Consider the following 19,208-nt stretch of genomic DNA (forward strand, 5'->3'; position numbering starts at 1 on the left):
TATGATTATAACACAATTCTATTCATGCTTGCGATCCAGACTCATAAAGCGTAGGCGCTCTGGGTGGAAGTATAACTGAACTTTACCGACTGGGCCGTTACGATGCTTGGCGATAATGAGGTCAGTAATATTCTGAACTTCCGGATTGTCGGGTTCGTAATATCCAGGGCGATAAATAAAGCTCACGATGTCGGCGTCCTGCTCAATGGAACCGGATTCACGCAGGTCGGCTAGTTGTGGAATTGGTGGCGTACGTGATTCAACAGAACGGCTCAACTGACTCAGGGCGATTAGCGGCACATTCAATTCGCGAGCAATAAGCTTCAGTCCGCGTGAAATTTCCGAAACTTCCTGAACGCGGTTTCCGTTGTGGTTTCCATTAGCCTGCATAAGCTGTAAATAGTCGACGATGATTAATCCTAATTGGTTTTCATGAGCAATTCTTCGAGCTTTCGTGCGCATTTCCAAAACTGATAATCCTGGAGTGTCATCGATATAAATTGGCGCCTCAGCCATTTCTCCCATAGCCTCAGACAACTTAGCAAAATCTTCATCGCTCAGATTTCCGGTGCGAATGTTCCAGCTGTCAACTCCCGACGCATCCGCCAACATACGGTCGACCAGCTGTTCCTTACTCATCTCTAGACTGAAGAATAGGACAGGATTTTTCTCAATCGTTGCCACATTATAAGCCAGATTTGTCACCAGCGTCGTCTTACCCATGGCTGGACGAGCTGCCAGAATGATCAAATCTGATTTTTGCAAACCAGCGGTCATATTGTCCAGATCGCGATATCCAGTGCGGACTCCTCTGAGAGATCCTTTATTTTTGCTGAGCTCTTCAATTCGATCAAAGCTATCCGTCAGAATACTTTCCAGACTGACCAAATCTTGCTTGGTCGATTGGTCGGACACGCTGAAAAGTTCAGCTTCGGCCTTCTCTAATAATTCCTGCGTGGTCGTCGATTCGTCATAGCCAAGTTCAGAAATATCGCCACTCGCTTTTATCAGACGCCTGCGAACTGCTGCTTGTGCAATCATCTCCGCGTAAGCCGATGCGTGCGCCGCCGTTGGAACGTAGTTTGTTAGTTCTGTCAGGTATGCCGATCCGCCAACCAATTCCAGCTCATCCTTTCGCTTCAATTCGTCGGTTAAGGTCAGAAGGTCGACGGGCTTGTGTTTTTCAAATAGCCGCATCATTCCGGCAAAAATCAATCCGTGATTCTTGTCGTAAAAATCGCTAGGGTGAGTAATTTCTGCGGCGTCCGCCAAAACTTCCTCGTCAATTAAAACCGCCCCAAGCAAACTCTTTTCCGCGTCCAAATTTTGTGGCGGTATCTTCCCTTTTACTTCTTCGCTTTTATCTGCCATTAAATATCCTCCAGCTTAACTTCTTCGCCGCCACCCATTAATTCTGCAATTTCCGCCAATTTTTCGTCCTCTGGTGGCTTCTTCTCTCCAATTATATCAATTTCCAAATCCATCTCAGTTTCTTCTGAGATAATTTCTGAGATCAATGGTTTGTTTTTTGCGTCGTCCAGCTTTTTCTTGTAAAACGCGGAACCTGCGTAAATTGTCAATTTTTCACCGTCAAACGACCACTGACTTTTCTGTAATAATGACGCCAGTCCGAGGGATTTTTCCTTCGCTCTTTCAATGACTTTTTCCCAATTTAGCTCTAGTGGCGCGTCAGTTTTCTTTGGTTTTTCGGCGGGTTTTTTTGCTGGCTCGACTGGTTTTTCTTCTTTTTTAATCGGCTTTTCGGTCGGTTTTGCTGGCTCTGCGGTCTTAATTGGCGTTGGTTTTTTGGCGGGTTTTTGGGGCGCAGCTTGAGTTGTATCTTTCTTTGTCGCGGCTGACTTTTCTGTCTGCTGAGAATTGCTATTCATAAATATCGTCAATAATTTCAAGTCTGGGTGCGGGTGTCGATCAACCTCAATCAATTGCTGAACCAACCCAATAAGATTCGGATTTTTTCGTAATCTATTGCGAGCAATCGACAATAACTGATGCGACACAACAACTGAATTTGCGCCGCTATTTTCTAATTCCTGGAAGATGTTTAAGACTTTCTCATTGTCGTCGGATGTATATGAATCTAGCAAATTGCCGAGCATTGTCGCGTCGCTCAGTCCCAAATATTCGGTAACCATATTCGCTGTCAGCGGCTGGTTTGGGGTTGCTAAAATCGACAATTGGTCAAGTGTACTAATGCCGTCACGGAATCCGCCACGGGAACGTTCAGCGATTAACCTGGCAGCATCCTCTTCGATTGCAAATCCTTCTTTTTTCGCTATATTCATTAACTGGCGCGTCATAATTTCTACTGGAATTGGGCGGAAGAAAAATTGCTGGACACGGCTAAGAATGGTGGCTGGAAGTTTGTCGGCGTCAGTTGTAGCTAAGATAAACACCACGTGCTCTGGCGGTTCTTCCAGGGTTTTTAATAGCGCGTTAAATGCTGATTTTGACAGCATATGAACTTCGTCGATGATATAAACTTTTTTCGGTGCAGAAACAGGCGCGACTTGGGCTTTTTCTCTTAAAGCGCGAATGTCGTCAACGCCGTTATTGCTGGCTGCGTCAATTTCAATAATATCCAAGTTTGAAGAATCGTCATCATATGGCAAGTGGTTAATCTCGTGCGCCAGAATTCGCGCCACCGATGTTTTTCCCACGCCACGCGGTCCGGTCAACAAGTACGCATGAGCAATTTTTCCCTGCTCTAACGCTCGACGTAAAATACTAGTCACGTGATCTTGACCTAAAACTTCATCCAAACTGCGACTGCGATATTTACGATATAGCGCCTGACTCATCCCCTCATGCTCCTCATGAGATAATTATAGCAAACTATACCTTGAGACAGAAGTTAACAAATGTGATTTCCGAGTATTCGAGATCGCATAAATACGATTATTATTGTGATAATGGCAGTAATTATGCAAGTTAACAGCAGAGCCTTAGACTTCTTGCTAATTTTTTCTTTCTTAAGGATGAATATTGATGTAATTAGAGTCACCGTTCCCAAGATGTATGGCAAGTATCGTGCCAGTACTATTGAAGTATTTAATAATATTGTAGTTAAGCTCACTAGTAGCCTCCTTTGCTGTGTTTTACCCTCGCTCTCTATACTTGAATAGAGAGCGAGGGACTGGTCTCACGACCATGGTGTTGAATATGTGAAGTTGTTCTGGTCCACGAACACTGCACGCACTTTATGTGCCGGCGAGTAGATCATCGGCGTATAGCGTACAGTGACGACTGGCGCGCATATTGCATCGAAGTATACCTGTTGTGTGTATCCAGTATCCTGGACAGCTTTCAGATATCCGCTACGAGTGCACTTGATCCAGCCTGGGCTATGCATGAAAATGCGAGCCCAGTTTGTCTTGCAGGTTGGCGACCACCTAACATGCAAGGAGAATTCCTTGTGGTTGTAGATTTGGGTGGTGACGGCATCGGCACTGCAGCCCGTTGCGTCTGCGTCCTGTCCTGAGCACCAGTCTCCGTAGCACCCGACGGCATGAGCGGCGGGTGGGGTGGCTAGCGTCATCGCTGAGAACACGAGAGAAATGATGGCAATAAATGCCGCCAATCGCTTCTTGCTGTTCATCATCAACTCCTCTGATTGTGAAACGTACACCGAGATTATTCTCGGATGAGTAGAATTATACTTCTGTTCTATCAAAAAGTCAACCCCTGCTCTTCTAAAATAAAAGTAATAATGTTAACAAAAGCCTCGCGGTTAAATTACTCTTAAAACAACGCCAGCTGCGTGCTGGGTATTTCTATGTCAATGACGCCGTCAACTTTTTGCGCCCGATAGCCAATAAGCTTTTTGATGTTGTAAGCCAGCAGCTGACCATCGTAATCAGTGACGGCAATTGAGCCGATGACACTGCGTACATGTCCGACTAATTGACTGTAATTCTTCATTAAAATAACACGTGACAAATCAACGCCAGCGGTTTGAAAATAATCTTCGCAAGGAATTAGCTCGGATTTCGGAAACGACACACCAATTTTTTGCTCAATTTCAAGTAATTTTTGTCGCAATTCCCTTTCGCCAATCGCATAGTCAAAAGGTTGTTTTATCAATTCCATCTTTTTGTGAACTGGTAGAGTTTCAACTATTCCGTCCAGCTTGGAAATTTTCGCCTCGTATTGCCTGGCGATCAATGCCGAAGAAAACGTTTCTAATTTTACGGCTAATCGCGCTCCCTGCTCCAATAATCTCCGAATTCCGCGCTCTTCTTGCGAGATTCCAACTTTTATGACGTTCGGCGCGAAGTACGCCAAGTAAACAAAGTGCGGATTTTGATTGATTTTTTCTTGTTGGGCGGAAACCGAATTGGCATTGTAAAATGCTGGATTGAAGCCGGTTTTATCGCGGCATTTTAGGCAATTTTCATACTTTTCATCAACCGTGGCGTAATCTGGACAAATTTGGCTACAGCGATTCTCAAAATCCACCCAACCCGCGCAATATTTAACAGAAAAATCGAACTTAAGAGATAAATCTTGTCCAAATAATTCATAACGCTCAATTTTATCACCAACTTGACATTTAATAAAAGGCTTATTATCAGCGTTAAAACTGGCGTAACTGAGCAAGAACTCGCTCGGTAGCATAATATTTACAATGCAGCTTCGACAGCAGCCCAAGTTGCGTCAGGATTGTCTTCAGGGATGATGATTGTAACTTGGTCGCCGACGTTAATTCGGAAGTAAGTTACGCTAGCAAGCAAAATACGATATTCGCGACCGGAAGCCTCGACGTAGTAAATTCCGTCGTGCTGGACAAGTGTTCCGATGACTTGTTTTCGAGGCACAGGGCCGATTTGCTTATAAATAAAGCTGCCGTCTTCAGCGATTGTCAATTTCATCAAGTCGCCTTCAACCAGCTTCGACTTTGAAGCGTAGTTGGCTGGGATTGGGTAATTTTTACCGTCAGGACTGAGCATCATTTGTCCGTCAAATACGCCTTCGATAATCTTTCCTGCTACATTATCTGACGAAGTTTTTGGTGTGACAACTTGACCGTCGTCGCCAATAATACTAATCAATAATTCTTTTGCGGCAGCTAAATTGGTCTCCGCCTCTTGAATAAGTGTCCTCAGACGCTTAATTTGCTTTTCTGGTAATTCAGACATGGTTCTCGCAATTCCTTTGTCTATTTTTTATAATACTTAACTAATATATAGCATATCCCTACATTTATATCAAGTCGTGTCATCTAATTTTCTCTGATTTTCCACAGCGCTATAAGATATGGACGAAAAAGTGTTGCAAATTTTACTCTTGAAAATGGTGTGCGGTTCGTGATATTAAGATTGGCGACATAAAAATCACCGCCCAGGGCGGACGGTGATTAAACGAAACAAATTGGCGTTATATAACAAATTATGAAAGCTCGACAGTAGCGCCAGCGTCTTCCAAAGTTTTCTTTGCAGCTTCAGCTTCGTCTTTAGAAACTTTTTCCTTGACTGGTGCTGGAGCGCCGTCAACGATAGCTTTTGCTTCACCTAGACCTAGGCCTGTGATTTCTTTAACAGCCTTGATGACTGCAACCTTCTGAGAACCAGCGTCTTTCAAAGTAACTGTGAACTCAGTTTTTTCGTCAGCAGCAGCGGCGTCACCACCAGCAGCTGGACCAGCAACAGCGACAGCTGCAGCAGCTGGCTCGATGCCGTATTCTTCTTTAAGATGATTTTTCAATTCGTTAACTTCTAGAACTGTCAATTTTACAAGTTCTTCAGCCAATTTCTTAATATCAGCCATTGATATTCTCCTTTATTATTATATTGTTGCGATGAATGCAACGTTACTAGTGTTGATTGCTAAACTTAAGCAGCAGCTTTGGCTTCGATGCCGTCCAAAAGTCCGTGCAAATTGCCGCCAAGCGCGTTGACCGTGTCGTGTACTGGTGATAGCAATTGTGATACCACTTGAGCAACGAGCTGGTCTTTGCTTGGTAGGCCTGCCAATGCTTTAACGTCAGCTTCGCTAATTGCCAAGCCTTCGCCTGAGAAGCCACCTGCAAGTTGTAATGCTGGATGTGTTTTTGCAAACGTGTCCAATACCTTAGCTGGCATAACTTCATCTTCACTACTTACAGCGTAAACCAATTGACCAACCAATAAGCTGGTGTCGGTTTCTTTGTAAGTGTCGATTCCTTGAAGAGCTACGCGTACCAATCGGTTTTTAACAACCTTGATGGTGACGTCCGCTTCGCGAGCAGCCTTGCGTAGTTCTTGTAGGTCGGCAACGGTAAGGGTTTGATATCGAGCAAAAGCCGTGCCCTTAGCGTCTTTTAATAGCTCTGTCAGTTCAGCAACCAAAGTTTGTTTTTTATTGCGTGAAATTGCCATAAAAATCCTTTCTTTGATTGAGTTAATTTGTTATGTGCCAATTTGTTAACGTGCGGTAATGGAGAATCAAAAAACGTCTTTGATTCTCGCACTACCAAAGACGTCAAATAAAACTGTTAGTTTCATCCCTCGGTGGCATTTTTATACTTGTTTTACGTCAAGTCGCCACTGTCTTTGGTAATGTTCCAGACCATTGTAGCAGAAATGACAACGAAAGACAAGAGTTATGGTGATTATTTTCCAGTCGATTCAATCGCCTTATTTATCGCATTTTCGCCTAATCGTAATATTCTTCTGCGTTGAGCGACAGTTGCGCCTCCCCACACGCCATATTCGGCAAATTCTGGGTGTCGAAGTGCATATTCTAAGCATTGTTTTAATACTGGGCATTTTCGGCACATAGCTATGGCAGCTTCCGCGACCTCTGTCTTTCTGACGCCCCTTAGATCTTGGTCTGGAGTATTTGGGTTTATTTGGAAAAACAAGCGATCAGCTTCTTCGGGGGCTAGTTTCGCGCATTCGGCGCCTTCTAGTAGACTCTCGTTACTTAATTCTGACATATTTACTATTTTACAATAATAACGTAATAAAATCAATAGACTTCTATGTCTAATCAAAGAGAAAACCCGCTCCGTAGAGCGGGTGTAGAACCTCCTAACTTTTTTCTGTATCTGTATGTTCTGTCGAGGGGTGCTAGTCGATTAAACTAACACCCCTCGACGAGATGGGTTACCTCTCCGAGCGTGACGTCTGACGACGGCGCACCCAAAGGGCAATGCCTCCGAGGGCAGCTAGCGCAATCGCGCCAGCGATCGCACCTCCACTTGTACCAGTGATCGCCAGCTTCTTGTGCTGGGGTGCTGGTGTGGGGATAGCCGAGGGCGTAGGCGTCGTGCTCGGACTCGGAGTCGGTGTCACCGACGGGGTCGTGCTCGGCGTGGGTGCCGACGGTGTTGAGCTCGGTTCCGGGGTTGGAGTTGGGGTCGGCGTCACCGACGGGCTCGGTTCCGGCGTGGGTGCCGACGGTGTTGCTGACGGACTCGGTTCAGGAGTCGTCGACGGGGTCGGCGTGGGCACGGGAGTCGGGGTTACCGACGGTTCCGGTGTGGGTGCCGGAGTTGGAGTCGGCGTTGGGCGGGTATCGTAACCCGCGTCGCCACCAGACTCACGTCGAACAACCCGGGCACTCATGTCCCAGGACTTATCCTGAGACGTGATGGTTGCCTTGTCAGTCCACGGACCGGGGTCTGTGGAACTGACGTCGATGTTCAGCTCGAATCGGGCTTTTTCACCCGTATTAAGCTGGACTTTGACGACCGCCTTGTCGCTAGAGCAGCTAGCGACATTGGCTTCCTCAAACCGGATATACTGGGGCTGACCCCAGTTGCCGGCCGAGGAATAGACCCCAACCCGTCCATTGAGCAGGCTGCTACAGACGAACGACTGACCCGGGGAGGTCAGCATGTCCGTTACGACGAATTGCTGGTTGTCCTGGGTCGCGGTGGGCAGCACGATTGTCACGTGCTGCCTAGAGTCATCCACAGAACCCCATTTAGAGGGGTCCTTGCCAACGTGGGAACACCCGTCGCAGGTGCCCACTCGGATGGTCGTCCTGCGAACAGTGCCACCAACGTCCCACTTCAGTTCTCGGGTTTCCCCGGGAATAAGAGAACTACTCATGTGGACGCGCCACCACGCCGAGGCGTGGAAGTTCACTCGTCCGGGCACCTCTACGGCATCGGTCAGTTTGATCGACACAGTGTGGTCGGCAGAGTAGGTGGCGTGCCCAATGATGACCCCTTCCGGGGTTGTCATTGGAATCGGTGTGAAATCCGTGTCTGTGCCAAGTTCGCTCGGCACAGATACGGTGATGCTATCTCCAGCACAGTGATTCTGTGCAAGAGTCAGGTTCACTGCGAATTCCACCGCCTCGTAGGCGGTGTACTCAGGCGAGCCGTCAGTTGTTTTCAGGCTAGTCTGAATTTCCTCGGCTGAAATCGGCCGAGGAGTACAGTTGCTGTCGGTGGTTGCCGCCGTGGCGACACTACTACCGGACGACGACTGTTCAGTGTTAGCAGTGCTGCTCGACTGAGCCTCGCCAGCGACGCCAGACGAAGACTGAGTCTCGTTGCTGGTATCTGCTACTGTGGCAGTAACACCAGACGACTGGGTCTCGGCAACAATACCAGACGAGGACTGGGCCTCGGCAACAATACCAGACGAGGACTGGGCCTCGGCTGCCGACTGCGCCTCGTCGGCGCGTGACGCCCCTCCGAAGAGGAACGCCATGAGTAGCGCCACGAGGGCTGCTGCTACGGGCACTCTCAGTGGAGTGTTGTGCTGCTGGTGCATTTCGCACCATCCTTTCTCTTGTGAATAATAGATACAGATGTTAAGGTCCTTATCCAGCTAGGCTGGAAATCAGGAGATCTGAACATCAGCATCTAGGTGGACTTTACTATTTTATCATAAAAAATGAAAAATGCAATAGTAACACAAAAATCCCGCCAGAATCGACGGGATTTAGTTGCCTGAAATATAAAAGGTTACAGAGAGTTCTCTACTTTAATGCCAGGGCCCATAGTTGTGGCAATTGCAACGCTCTTAATGTAAACACCCTTTAAGCTGGATGGCTTTTGGGAGTTCAAGCTGGTTAAGAATGCGCGTGCGTTTTCTGACAATTTTTCAGCTCCGAATGATACTTTACCGATTGACAAGTGAACGATGGCTTGCTTATCAACGCGATATTCAACTTTTCCGGCTTTTGCTTCAGAAACGGCTTTAGCGACGTCAGTAGCGACAGTGCCAGACTTTGGATTTGGCATCAAACCGCGTGGGCCAAGCAAACGTGCGTATTTACCAAGCTTTGGCATGTACTGTGGAGTTGCGACTAAAATGTCGAAGTTCAATTCTTCCTTGTCCAATTGGCTTAGGAATTCTTCGTCACCGATGATGTCAGCGCCAGCTTTTTTAGCGGCAGCGTGTTCTGACTCTGGTGCGAAAACTGCTACACGAACATCCTTACCTGTACCGTGTGGCAATGCTACGGTTGAGCGAATGTTTTGGTCAGCTTGGCGTGGGTCAACGCCTAGGCGGATGTGGATTTCAACGCTAGCGTCGAACTTGACTGGGCTGGTTTCTGTAGCCAATTTCAAAGCCTCGTCTAAGCTGTACAATTTGTTCTTTTCAACGTTCTTTGCAGCTTCTTGATATTTCTTACCGCGGCGCTCCAAGCGTGGACGAGTAACTGGCTTTGGACCCTTCTTTACGTGAGCTTCGGCGTCGTCTGATTGAGGAGTTGTGTCGCCAGCTTCCTTGCGAGCTTCCTTCTCTGCTTTTTCAGCGGCTTCGTCAAGAGCTTTTTGGCTGCGTTTGCCAGATTTAGCGACAGTAGCTTCGCGCTCAGCAACAACGTCTTTGTCTTTGTTGTCGTGAGATTTGCTTGCGTCTGTAGCTTCTGCAATTGCTGCTTCGATTTCAGCGATTGTGTTTTTCTCGCTGACTTCTAGTTTTAGTTCTGCTGCTTTTTCTAGCAACTCGGCTTTCTTTGCCATAAAAATCCTTTCTGTGGTACGAACGGCAATTTGTCATCTTAACAAATCAGCCTCCCAACATTGATTGATAATGTTGAAATTATACCATATTTTCAGAGATTGAGGCAAATGTTTGATTTTATGGAGAAGAATTGTATAATATGTAATATTATGAGTGAGTTTACGAAAATTGTAGGTAACGAAGACGGTTCTTTAGGCACGATAGATATCTATATCCCAGAGCAATGTATGTCTTGCCCAAGAATAATAGAAAAGTTAAACGACTTAGAAGAATACAGAAAAACAGTAAATAAACTTCTAGAAATGGCGTTTAGTGGTGATGAGGTGACATTAGTTAATAAGGCTACAGGTGAGGTATTAGATAAAGATCAATCTACTAAAATTGTTTGTAAAATGGCCGCCAGTGGAATGGACGAGCTAGATGAAAATATTGCAAAAGCGCAGAGGGATATTTACATGCTAACTAATGGGTGTGAAGGACCTTTAACTCTTGGAGGGTCTGATGGTTCTCGGGTTGTGCGCGTCGCTATGTGCGATAGTCCGAAGGTATTTTATTCAGGGTTGGGTGAAACTCAAATTGGTGAGCCGGTGATAATACAGCGCGACCTGAAAAAAGATGAAGATTAACATATAATTGCTGTTTTTGATAAAATAGTAATTATGGATATAACAATTACAAACATACAAGCAAGGCAAATTTTAGATTCGCGTGGAAATCCGACGGTTGAGGCGGACGTGACTTTGAGCGACGGTTCGTTTGGGCGTGCGGCTGTTCCGTCTGGTGCAAGCACTGGCTCTTTTGAGGCTGTTGAGCTTCGGGACGGCGAGTTGGCGTTTGGCGGTAAAGGCGTGCTTCGTGCGGTTGAGAATGTCAATGGTGAAATTGCGCAGGCTTTGAAGGGCTCTAATCCGTTCGATCAGGCCGCAATTGATGAAAAAATGAAGAGCCTGGACGGAACGCCAAATAAGGCGCGTTTGGGTGCAAATGCGATTTTGGCCGTGTCGCTGGCTGTAGCGAAAGCTGCTGCTAAGTCGCGTGGCGTGGAATTGTATCAATATGTCAATAGCTTGGCTGGAAATCCTGCAATGTGCCTGCCGATGCCAATGATCAACGTGATGAACGGCGGTCAGCATGCGCTCGGTGCGACTGATTTTCAAGAATATATGATTATTCCAACTAGCGCGGCAACTTTTGCGGACGCGGTTCGAATGAGTGCGGAAGTTTTCCATGCGTTGGCAAAAATCCTGAAAGATGAAGGCTATCCTACGACGGTTGGCGATGAGGGTGGCTATGCACCTCATGTCAGGAATGGTAATATGGAGCCTATTTTGTTGCTATCTCGCGCCATCGAGCAGGCTGGCTATAAATTAGGCGTGGACTTTGGTTTTGCGCTGGACGTTGCGGCGAGCGAGCTTTACAAGGACGGCAAATATAACTTGGCGACTGAACACCGAATTCTGTCGGCTGACGAAATGATTCGCACGTATAAAGCCCTGTTGGAACGTGTCCCTGTTCTATCGATTGAAGATGGATTGAACGAAGAAGCTTGGGAAGATTGGGAGAAAATGACGGCTGATTTGGGCAATTTTGCGCAATTGGTTGGCGACGATCTTTTGGTGACGAATGTCGAGCGATTGAAGCGCGGAATTGAAGAAAAGGCTGGCAATGCGATCTTAATCAAGCCGAACCAAATTGGCACATTGACTGAGACGATTCAGGCTGTTCTGATGGCGAAGAATGCTGGCTGGAATACGGTGATGAGTCACCGATCTGGCGAGACGGAGGACGTAACGATTTCTCACTTGGCGGTCGGTTTGGGCACGGGTCAAATTAAGACTGGCTCGATGTCGCGGTCAGAGCGAATTGCTAAATATAATGAGCTGCTGAGAATTGCGGAAAAGCGCCCAGATTTGGAAATTGCGCATCCGTTTGTGAAGTAGCTCACGCAAAAAGACTTCCCTGTAATTCAGAGGAAGTCTTTTTTTTATTTGGCGATTTTTTGACAATTCTTTGAGGGTTATCTTCTTAGAAACTCAATTTCTCCGCCCTCATTGATTCGGACAATCTGCGACGGTTGAGCGTCGGCGACCTCTCCAGAATCGACATAAATTGGCACTAATTCGTGGAAATAATTTATCGCTTCGATGACGTTCTTTGCCGGTTCTTCTCCCGATGGATTTGCACTGGGCGCAACCAAAAGACCGACGGTTCGAATTAACTCTGCCAACGGAGATTCTGGCACGACTCTGAATGCCAATGTTCCGCCGTTTCTCGGAAGATATGGCAGAAAATTAGGGCTCACTTTGGTGACGATTGTTGTTGGTCTATTTTTGGAGATTTCTTGATATTTGCATTTGATTGATGGCGTGAGATTAGGAGTGTCATCAATATTTGCAGCCAAAATAATAACGGGTTTATCCAAGGGGCGCCGCTTAACTTCGTATAATTTCTCGACGGCTTTTTTTGAATTGGCAGCGGCTAATATTCCGTAAATCGTGTCAGTTTTGGCAATTATCAATTGCTCATCTTTAAGTACGGAAATTACGCTGTTGTCTAAAATATTCTTTATAATCATTTATTACATCTTACCATAAAATAACCCCGAGGAGTTCGGGGCTATTTGCTAAAAGTTCTGTAGATTAGTCGACGACTTCAACGCCCATTGAGCGTGCTGATCCGGCGATAACTTTCATTGCGCCTTCGATGTCGATTGCGTTCAATTGGTCTTTTTTCGCCTCAGCGATCTCTTGCAATTGTGCGCGAGTAATCTTACCGACCTTGTCTGAGTGTGGCTTGCCGCTGCCCTTTTGAATTCCAGCTTTTTCACGAATCATATCATCAACTGGCTGACCAAGTGAGTTCCAGGTGAATGTTCGATCTTCGTAAACTTGAATGTGAACGATTACATCCTTACCCATCATGTCTTTTGTAGCGTCGTTGAATGGATTGATAAAGTCCATCATGTTTAGTCCCCACTGACCAAGCGTTGATCCCACTGGAGGACCTGCTGTTGCTCGACCGGCTGGAATACGTAATTTCAAATTACCAATAATTTTCTTTGCCATAGTTCTTCCTTATAGTTTGTAGTGCGTAACTCGAATATTATATCGAAAAATGCTTAAAATTGCAAGCTAAACTTTTTTAACCTGCAAGGCGTCCAGTTCGACTGGAGTGTCGCGACCAAACATGCTAACCATAACTTTCAAAGTGCCCTTAGACGCGTCAATTTCGCTCACGGCGCCGTCAAAGCCCTTGAATGGACCGTCGATAATTGAAACAACTTCGCCTTCTGAGAAGTCAATCTGATGCTTTGGCTCTTCAACGCCCATTCTCTTCTTAATCTTCGCAATTTCTTTTTCAGAAACTGGAGTTGGCGTAGTGTCGGCGCCCACAAATCCTGTAACGCCTGGCGTGTTGCGGATGATATACCAAGTTTCATCGGTCAATTTCATCTCAACCAAGACATAGCCCTGGAAGATCTTAGCTTCAACGATTTTACGCTTACCGTTGCGAATCTGGATCTGCTTTTCCTTTGGCACGATAACGTCAAAAATCTTATCAGCCATATCAACGCCATTGATTCGCTGGTGGATTGATTCGGCAACTTTTTCTTCGTAGCCAGAATAGGTATGAATTGCATACCATTGCTTACTGTCGTCATATCGTTTTGAACTCATAATCTCTCCTCTATTTCAAAATTTGGTTAAAGCCCCAGTTGAATGCGGCGTCAAGTAATAAAATCAGAACGACAAACGCAAAGGTGAAGATAAGCACCGCCGCTGTCATTGCCCAAGTGGCTGAGCGGGTTGGCCAGCGAACTAGCTTCAACTCTTCCCAAGCGCCTTTGAAATACCCAATCAATCCACCTTTTTCGCCGGACTTTTTAGGTGCTTTTGCGACGATTTTGGTTGGTTTATTAATTTTTTTCGCTACAGCTTTTTCTTTTTTTGGTGCGTCGTCAGTAGCCTTGATTCGACGAACCGTAGTTTTGCTGCTTGCCTTGCCTTTCTGTGCCATATTTTCTCCCAATTTAAAAAGTCTGTTTTTCACAGACTGTCAATAGTCATTGTAATTCATCCGAGCCAAAAAAACAAGTTAACCGAATATTATTTGTCATTATTTTTGAACTCTTTTAGCTTGAATCCGAAGGTTGAGCCGTGATTTAATCGGCTTTCTACCTCAATTTTGCAGCCCAATTTCTTCGCTAACTTAGTAGAAACGTATAGACCTAATCCTGTGCCTTTCGTCTCGCGAGTTCTATAATCTTCTGCGCGGTAAAACTTGTCGAAAATTTTTACTATGTCGGCTTTGCTAATGCCAATTCCCGTGTCAATAACCTTGAAGGTGATTTCGCCAGATTTATTTTTCTTGATTGATAAAGTTATGGAGCCTTTTTGTGTATATCGAATGGCGTTGGTAATGAAGTTTTGGAGAATTTCCTCCAGATATAAACGAGAAACCTTAACTACACCAAGTCGCCCGCCGATATCCAAATTGAAAGCCAAGCCTTTTTCGCCCGCCTGAGGTGAATATTCTGAATTTATCTGAGCCGCCAGCTCTGTCACGTCAATTATTTCTGTTTCATCAGCCACACCTCGCTCGGCGCGCGATAATGTACTGAGGTCGTTGATCATTCGCGCTAAGAATAAAATTTGCTTATGAGATTCGTCAATGGCTTCGGGAATTTTGCTAGTCATTTTACGCTCGACCAACAATTTGGCGTTACTTAGCGAACCTTCAGCAATAGCAATCGGCGTGCGTAATTCGTGACTGACTACACTAATAAATTCATCGCGCTCTTCCTCGAGGCTCTTAGTCTTCGTAATGTCGCGCAAGATAAGTACATATCCGTCTGGCGTCATTTTATCGCCACCCTGAACTGGCGCAAGCGTAACTTCCAGGCGAATATAATCGCCATCTTCGATTTTCATCAGAACGTCGTCGCGCTGGCGAATCGCAGAAGATTTGGTGAGCTCCTTAAAAATGTCAATCGGCTTTTTATCTGTCGTTTCAAGGTTCAGCACCTGACTGATATGTTCGCCGTTAATTCCACTGTTCGTATCAATCAAATTAAGTGCCGCAGAATTGTACGTATTGATAATTCCGCGCTCGTCCGTACTGAGAATCGCGTCGGTGATATTATTGATAAGCGTGATCATTCTTTGATGTTCGCTTAGGCTTTTTTTATTATTTTTATAATCAGATTCATCGCTAATTTCCGACAATATTTTATGTAAAACAATAGCTATAACACCTAAAACAACACTCAGAGTGATCAATAGAAAAATTAGCGCCCACATAGCTAAAGTATAACATAAGCATATGCGTTTCTATATGTATGGCGAATATTTTTTCAATTCATTTCGGTGGATTTTATAATGCGGGTCAAATTTGGCAACTTCGTCCCAGAATTTCGTCGAGTGATTCATATGCCTGGTGTGGCACAATTCGTGGATAATTACGTAATCAATTAGCTCAAATGGCAAGTTCATCATCCCGATATTCAAGCTAATCGTTCCAGATGAAGAGCAGCTTCCCCAGCGACTTGATGAGTGCGTGATTTTACTCCGAGCAAAATAAAAACCGTGTTCTTCCGCTAAAAACGACAATCGCCTTGGTAAATACGACTTGGCTTCTTTTCTGAGTGCGATCAGAATTTTACTGCGGATAAGTTGTTGGTTTGCGGCCGATTCGACAGATTCTGCTTCGTTGATTTCTGCCAATATCTGCGTTCCGACGATTTTTACGCTCGAAGGTTTAGCGGTCGTTTGTATCAATAAATGATGGCTTTTGCCGATTTGCTGATTTTCTGTGTAAGAAAGTTTTTCTCTGTACTGAGAAACTAGTTCGCGGATTTGCTTGCGGGAAGTTTTAATCAATGCCTTTGCAGTCAATAGCGGCGCATATGGCGGCATTGTAATTTGTATTCGTCCGTCTGGCGCAATTTTCAGGCTAACGCTCTTTGCTAAGCTGCGTTTTTTAACGACAATTTCTCCGAATTCTTCGTCGGTAATAATTGTCATGGTTAACCTATGCTAATGCGATTTCCGGCAATTGGGCGGCGTGGAGCTTCTGGACGACTGGCGCCAATTTGCTTAAGAACAGTGCGAGCTTGACTGCTTAAGGTGTGACGACCGCTGATCACGACGTAAGATTCGCTGCTGTGTGGAGCTGAAAACTGTTTCAATCGTCGTTCAAAAGATTCGTCATTTCCGCTGTAAGTCTTTATCCAGCGATGCTTGGCTGTGGCGGGATCGGTTTGCACCCAAACAAATAGGACTTTATATCCATATTCCCTGGCAAGGCGATTGATACGCATACGATTCGTGCGCTGATCCGTTGATCCGTCCAAAATAACAGTTTGTTTAGTCTTCAAAAATTCTTCCAAAAGCGACAATGTTGCGTCAGAAATGGTTTTTGTATTGTCCGTAAAAACTTCAAATTGTCGAGAACTTACCACTGGAGAATTGAAAATCTTCGCAAATTCTACAGCGAATTGCGTCTTCCCTGAACCTGGCGCACCAACCATGGCGATAATATGCGGAAGTGAAGGTGATAAAGGTTTCATATTGAGAAATTATAGCAGATTTTTGACTAATAAAAAAGATTCTCTTTCAAGCGAGAATCTTGGCAGGAGTGGAGGGACTCGAACCCCCGACACCTGGTTTTGGAGACCAGTGCTCTAGCCACCTGAGCTACACTCCTATAGCAACCATTTTATCACGAATTAGCTTTGTCGCAAATGTTAAAATTGTGAAAAATAAAAACTCGTGAAAAAGATCCCAAAATCCCTTGAAAAAACATAAGCGTAGTTCTACAATTAACTCAGAGATGAAAATTTTAATGCTTGGGTGGGAACTTCCTCCGCACAATAGTGGCGGACTTGGCGTTGCTTGTTATCAGATGTCGAAGGCGCTTGCTTCGGAGGGCGTTGATATTGACTTTATTATTCCCTATATCGCCAAGCATCCCGGAATTGACTATATGAATATCTATTCAGCTACTCCTTTGCCGCCGAATTATCACGATTTGGGTGCGTATAATAACGGTTCAGAGGAAGACCGTGAAAACGCTAAGGACGAGTATGGTCTTTCGCCGATGCGCGCTGTACAGAGGCGTTATGGCAAATATGTTCGGAAGTTTGTGAAAAATCATCAGCCCGACGCGATTCACGCGCATGATTGGTTGACGATGGAAGCTGGAATAATTGCTAAGGAAATGACTGGTGCGCCGCTAATTGTGCATGTTCACGCGACGGAATTTGACCGTTCTGGCGAGCAGTCAGGAAATCCTCTGGTTCACGAAATTGAGCAACAAGGCTTGTTGATGGCTGACCGGATAATCGCCGTTAGTGAAATCACGAAGGAGATAATTGTTAAGAATTATCACATTCCGCCAGAGAAAATTGAGGTGGTTTATAACGCGATTGATTTGGCTGACTTGCCGCCGCATGAGTATGACGCCAGCACTTACAGGTATTTGGAGGAGTTGAAAAAGGATGGCTATGCGGTTGTTGGTGCGTTGACGCGACTCACGGTTCAGAAGGGTTTGACGTATTTTGTGCGAGCTGCAGCGAAGGCGCTTGATAAATATGAGAAGATCGTTTTTGTTTTATCCGGAAATGGCGAGCAAAGAGATGAACTGATTGAACTAGCGGCAGACTTAGGGATTAGCAATAAGATGATTTTTACGGGATTTGTGCGCGGAAAACAATGGCGAGATACTTATTATCTAATTGATGTTTTTGTGATGAGTTCGATTTCTGAGCCGTTTGGTCTGACCGCATTGGAGGCAGCTCATCACGACACTGCACTACTTATTAGTCGTCAATCTGGTGTCGGTGAGGTATTAAATAACATTATGCGGTTTGATTATTGGGATGTGAATAAATTGGCGGATGAAATTGTTAATATCGCTGAATCGCCTGCCTTACAGAAATCTTTGAAGAAAAATGTTAAGAATGAATACGCGAGAATTTCTTGGCAGGACGCCGCTAGAAAATGCCTGAAACTGTACAAAGGAGCGCTGGTATGAATAAAAATAAAGGAATAGTTTTATATCTACACGTACACCAACCGTGGCGAATACGCGAGTATAGTATATTTGACGCGGCTTGGAAGCATAATTATTTCTCTGGCGGTCAAAATCCAGATCAGGACAATCAAAAAATATTCCAAAAAGTTGCAGAAAAGTCGTATTTGCCGATGAATGCTTTGCTTGAAAAATTATTGAAAAAATATCCTGATTTTAAGATTTCACTGAGTTTTAGTGGAACGTTTTTAGAGCAAGCCGAAAGGTTTAACCCTGAAGTTTTGGAGAGCTTTAAGCGCTTGGTAAAGACTAGTCAAGTAGAAATATTATCAAGTCCTTATCATCATAGTCTGGCGTTTTTCTATTCGCGTAAGGAATTTGAGGAGCAAGTCGAACTTCATCGCTGGAAGATTCGTGAGATTTTTGGTGCGGAAACGCGAGTTTTGGCAAATACAGAGTTGGCGTATAGTGATGACTTGGCGAAATGGGCTGAACAGGACGGCTTTAAGGGCGTGTTGGCTGAAGGTTGGGATCCGATTCTGAATTGGCGCAGTCCGAATTATGTATATCGCCCGAGAGGCACGAAGAAAATTGGATTACTACTTAAGAATTATCGATTGAGCGATGATTTGGCGTTTAGGTTTAGTGATCGAAAATGGAATGAATGGCCGTTGACCGCGGACAAGTTTAATACGTGGGTGGAAGATTCTGTCCGTTACGCGCCACTGCTTAACTTGTTTATGGACTATGAAACTTTCGGCGAACATCAATGGGCGGAATCTGGGATTTTCGGCTTCTTTGAGAAGTTTGTTGATAAATGGCTGAGTGCTGATGGCAATACTTTCTATACCGTTAGCGAAGCACTGGACGCGAATGTGCCTGCTGGTGAAATAAGTATGCCGTCGCCTGTAACGTGGGCAGACGCTGAGCGGGATTTGACGGCTTGGAATGGAAATAGTCTGCAGAAAGAAGCTTTGCGATATGTCTATGAGCTTGAAGATGAGGTCTTGAATAGTAAAGACGAAGGTTTAATTGGCGATTGGCGAAAATTGCAAACTTCAGACCACTTCTATTACATGGGAACGAAGAATTTTACCGACGGCGATGTCCACGCTTATTTTAGTCCGTATGATTCGCCATACGACGCTTTTCTTTACTATATGAACACCATTCGTGATATGAAATCTCGATTGAGGAAATAGTCAGACATTCTTATCAAATAAAAACTCCCTCTTAATGCGAGGGAGT

The 19,208-nt window shown here is 45.1% G+C and carries 21 protein-coding genes, 1 tRNA gene and 1 other annotated feature; of the genes, 5 read left to right on the forward strand and 17 right to left on the reverse strand.

All coding sequences use genetic code 11. From position 1 onward, the window contains the following. Positions 1-18 precede the first annotated feature (18 nt). The 8 genes from dnaB to AACH20_RS00655 all read right to left on the reverse strand — a co-directional run bounded on the left by dnaB (position 19) and on the right by AACH20_RS00655 (position 6,934). Positions 19-1,371, reverse strand: coding sequence for a replicative DNA helicase (dnaB, locus tag AACH20_RS00625; protein WP_129635267.1), 1,353 nt, complete (start codon positions 1,369-1,371; stop codon positions 19-21). Further along, the gene (gene dnaX, locus AACH20_RS00630) at positions 1,371-2,819 is read right to left on the reverse strand and encodes a DNA polymerase III subunit gamma/tau (RefSeq protein WP_338503205.1); all 1,449 of its coding nucleotides are present in this window, start codon (positions 2,817-2,819) and stop codon (positions 1,371-1,373) included. The genes dnaB and dnaX overlap by 1 nt, the downstream gene beginning before the upstream one ends. Positions 2,820-3,160: 341 nt before the next feature. Then, positions 3,161-3,619, reverse strand: coding sequence for a DUF2690 domain-containing protein (locus AACH20_RS03695; protein ID WP_376787508.1), 459 nt, complete (start codon positions 3,617-3,619; stop codon positions 3,161-3,163). A gap of 140 nt (positions 3,620-3,759) precedes the next feature. Beyond that, positions 3,760-4,635 carry a DUF2797 domain-containing protein gene (locus AACH20_RS00635; protein WP_338503207.1) on the reverse strand — a complete coding sequence of 292 codons (876 nt, stop codon included), beginning with the start codon at positions 4,633-4,635 and terminating at the stop codon, positions 3,760-3,762. A gap of 5 nt (positions 4,636-4,640) precedes the next feature. Beyond that, positions 4,641-5,156 carry a hypothetical protein gene (locus AACH20_RS00640; protein WP_129632640.1) on the reverse strand — a complete coding sequence of 172 codons (516 nt, stop codon included), beginning with the start codon at positions 5,154-5,156 and terminating at the stop codon, positions 4,641-4,643. Between the two features lie 250 nt (positions 5,157-5,406). After that, positions 5,407-5,784 carry a 50S ribosomal protein L7/L12 gene (rplL, locus tag AACH20_RS00645; protein ID WP_129632638.1) on the reverse strand — a complete coding sequence of 126 codons (378 nt, stop codon included), beginning with the start codon at positions 5,782-5,784 and terminating at the stop codon, positions 5,407-5,409. A 65-nt stretch (positions 5,785-5,849) separates the two neighbouring features. Continuing rightward, a complete protein-coding gene (gene rplJ / locus AACH20_RS00650; protein WP_338503211.1) occupies positions 5,850-6,374 on the reverse strand; it encodes a 50S ribosomal protein L10 in 525 nt (174 codons plus the stop codon). Positions 6,375-6,432: 58 nt separating this feature from the next. Then, positions 6,433-6,570 (reverse strand) — a sequence feature (ribosomal protein L10 leader region). 37 nt (positions 6,571-6,607) lie between these two features. Continuing rightward, positions 6,608-6,934 carry a WhiB family transcriptional regulator gene (locus tag AACH20_RS00655; RefSeq protein ID WP_338503213.1) on the reverse strand — a complete coding sequence of 109 codons (327 nt, stop codon included), beginning with the start codon at positions 6,932-6,934 and terminating at the stop codon, positions 6,608-6,610. Between the two features lie 305 nt (positions 6,935-7,239). Here AACH20_RS00655 and AACH20_RS00660 point away from each other — a divergent pair, with 305 nt between their 5' ends. Next, a complete protein-coding gene (locus AACH20_RS00660) occupies positions 7,240-7,521 on the forward strand; it encodes a hypothetical protein (RefSeq protein ID WP_338503216.1) in 282 nt (93 codons plus the stop codon). A gap of 1,399 nt (positions 7,522-8,920) precedes the next feature. On the opposite strand, the gene rplA is transcribed toward AACH20_RS00660, so the two are convergent. Further along, positions 8,921-9,607 (reverse strand): 50S ribosomal protein L1, encoded by a 687-nt coding sequence (gene rplA / locus AACH20_RS00665; RefSeq protein WP_338504274.1) that lies wholly within the window; start codon positions 9,605-9,607, stop codon positions 8,921-8,923. 471 nt (positions 9,608-10,078) lie between these two features. Between rplA and AACH20_RS00670 the strand changes: the two genes are divergently transcribed. Continuing rightward, positions 10,079-10,555 (forward strand): hypothetical protein, encoded by a 477-nt coding sequence (locus AACH20_RS00670; RefSeq protein WP_338503218.1) that lies wholly within the window; start codon positions 10,079-10,081, stop codon positions 10,553-10,555. Between the two features lie 33 nt (positions 10,556-10,588). Then, the gene (gene eno / locus AACH20_RS00675; RefSeq protein ID WP_129634982.1) at positions 10,589-11,869 is read left to right on the forward strand and encodes a phosphopyruvate hydratase; all 1,281 of its coding nucleotides are present in this window, start codon (positions 10,589-10,591) and stop codon (positions 11,867-11,869) included. Between the two features lie 77 nt (positions 11,870-11,946). On the opposite strand, the gene AACH20_RS00680 is transcribed toward eno, so the two are convergent. From AACH20_RS00680 to AACH20_RS00715, 8 genes are all read right to left on the reverse strand, one after another. Then, positions 11,947-12,504: an L-threonylcarbamoyladenylate synthase gene (locus tag AACH20_RS00680; RefSeq protein ID WP_338503222.1), complete on the reverse strand. Its 558-nt coding sequence runs from the start codon at positions 12,502-12,504 to the stop codon at positions 11,947-11,949. 64 nt (positions 12,505-12,568) lie between these two features. Then, entirely contained in the window at positions 12,569-12,994 is a 426-nt protein-coding gene (rplK, locus tag AACH20_RS00685; protein WP_129632624.1) for a 50S ribosomal protein L11, read from the reverse strand. Positions 12,995-13,060: 66 nt separating this feature from the next. Then, entirely contained in the window at positions 13,061-13,606 is a 546-nt protein-coding gene (gene nusG, locus AACH20_RS00690) for a transcription termination/antitermination protein NusG (RefSeq protein WP_338503225.1), read from the reverse strand. 10 nt (positions 13,607-13,616) lie between these two features. After that, entirely contained in the window at positions 13,617-13,946 is a 330-nt protein-coding gene (secE, locus tag AACH20_RS00695) for a preprotein translocase subunit SecE (protein WP_338503227.1), read from the reverse strand. An 89-nt stretch (positions 13,947-14,035) separates the two neighbouring features. Next, positions 14,036-15,229 (reverse strand): sensor histidine kinase, encoded by a 1,194-nt coding sequence (locus tag AACH20_RS00700; protein WP_338503229.1) that lies wholly within the window; start codon positions 15,227-15,229, stop codon positions 14,036-14,038. A 30-nt stretch (positions 15,230-15,259) separates the two neighbouring features. Next, the gene (locus AACH20_RS00705; protein WP_338503231.1) at positions 15,260-15,952 is read right to left on the reverse strand and encodes a YgjP-like metallopeptidase domain-containing protein; all 693 of its coding nucleotides are present in this window, start codon (positions 15,950-15,952) and stop codon (positions 15,260-15,262) included. Between the two features lie 2 nt (positions 15,953-15,954). Continuing rightward, positions 15,955-16,497, reverse strand: a complete 543-nt coding sequence (locus AACH20_RS00710) for an AAA family ATPase (RefSeq protein ID WP_338503233.1) — start codon at positions 16,495-16,497, stop codon at positions 15,955-15,957. Positions 16,498-16,557: 60 nt separating this feature from the next. Further along, positions 16,558-16,634: transfer RNA gene (locus tag AACH20_RS00715), tRNA-Trp, on the reverse strand. 126 nt (positions 16,635-16,760) lie between these two features. Between AACH20_RS00715 and AACH20_RS00720 the strand changes: the two genes are divergently transcribed. Further along, positions 16,761-17,963: a glycosyltransferase family 4 protein gene (locus AACH20_RS00720; RefSeq protein WP_338503236.1), complete on the forward strand. Its 1,203-nt coding sequence runs from the start codon at positions 16,761-16,763 to the stop codon at positions 17,961-17,963. Then, a complete protein-coding gene (locus AACH20_RS00725; RefSeq protein WP_338503238.1) occupies positions 17,960-19,162 on the forward strand; it encodes a glycoside hydrolase family 57 protein in 1,203 nt (400 codons plus the stop codon). The genes AACH20_RS00720 and AACH20_RS00725 overlap by 4 nt, the downstream gene beginning before the upstream one ends. Positions 19,163-19,208: the final 46 nt, after the last annotated feature.

It is taken from the genome of Candidatus Minimicrobia sp. QA0096 (genome assembly GCF_963967315.1).
Taxonomy (GTDB): Bacteria; Patescibacteriota; Saccharimonadia; order Saccharimonadales; family Saccharimonadaceae; genus Nanosynbacter.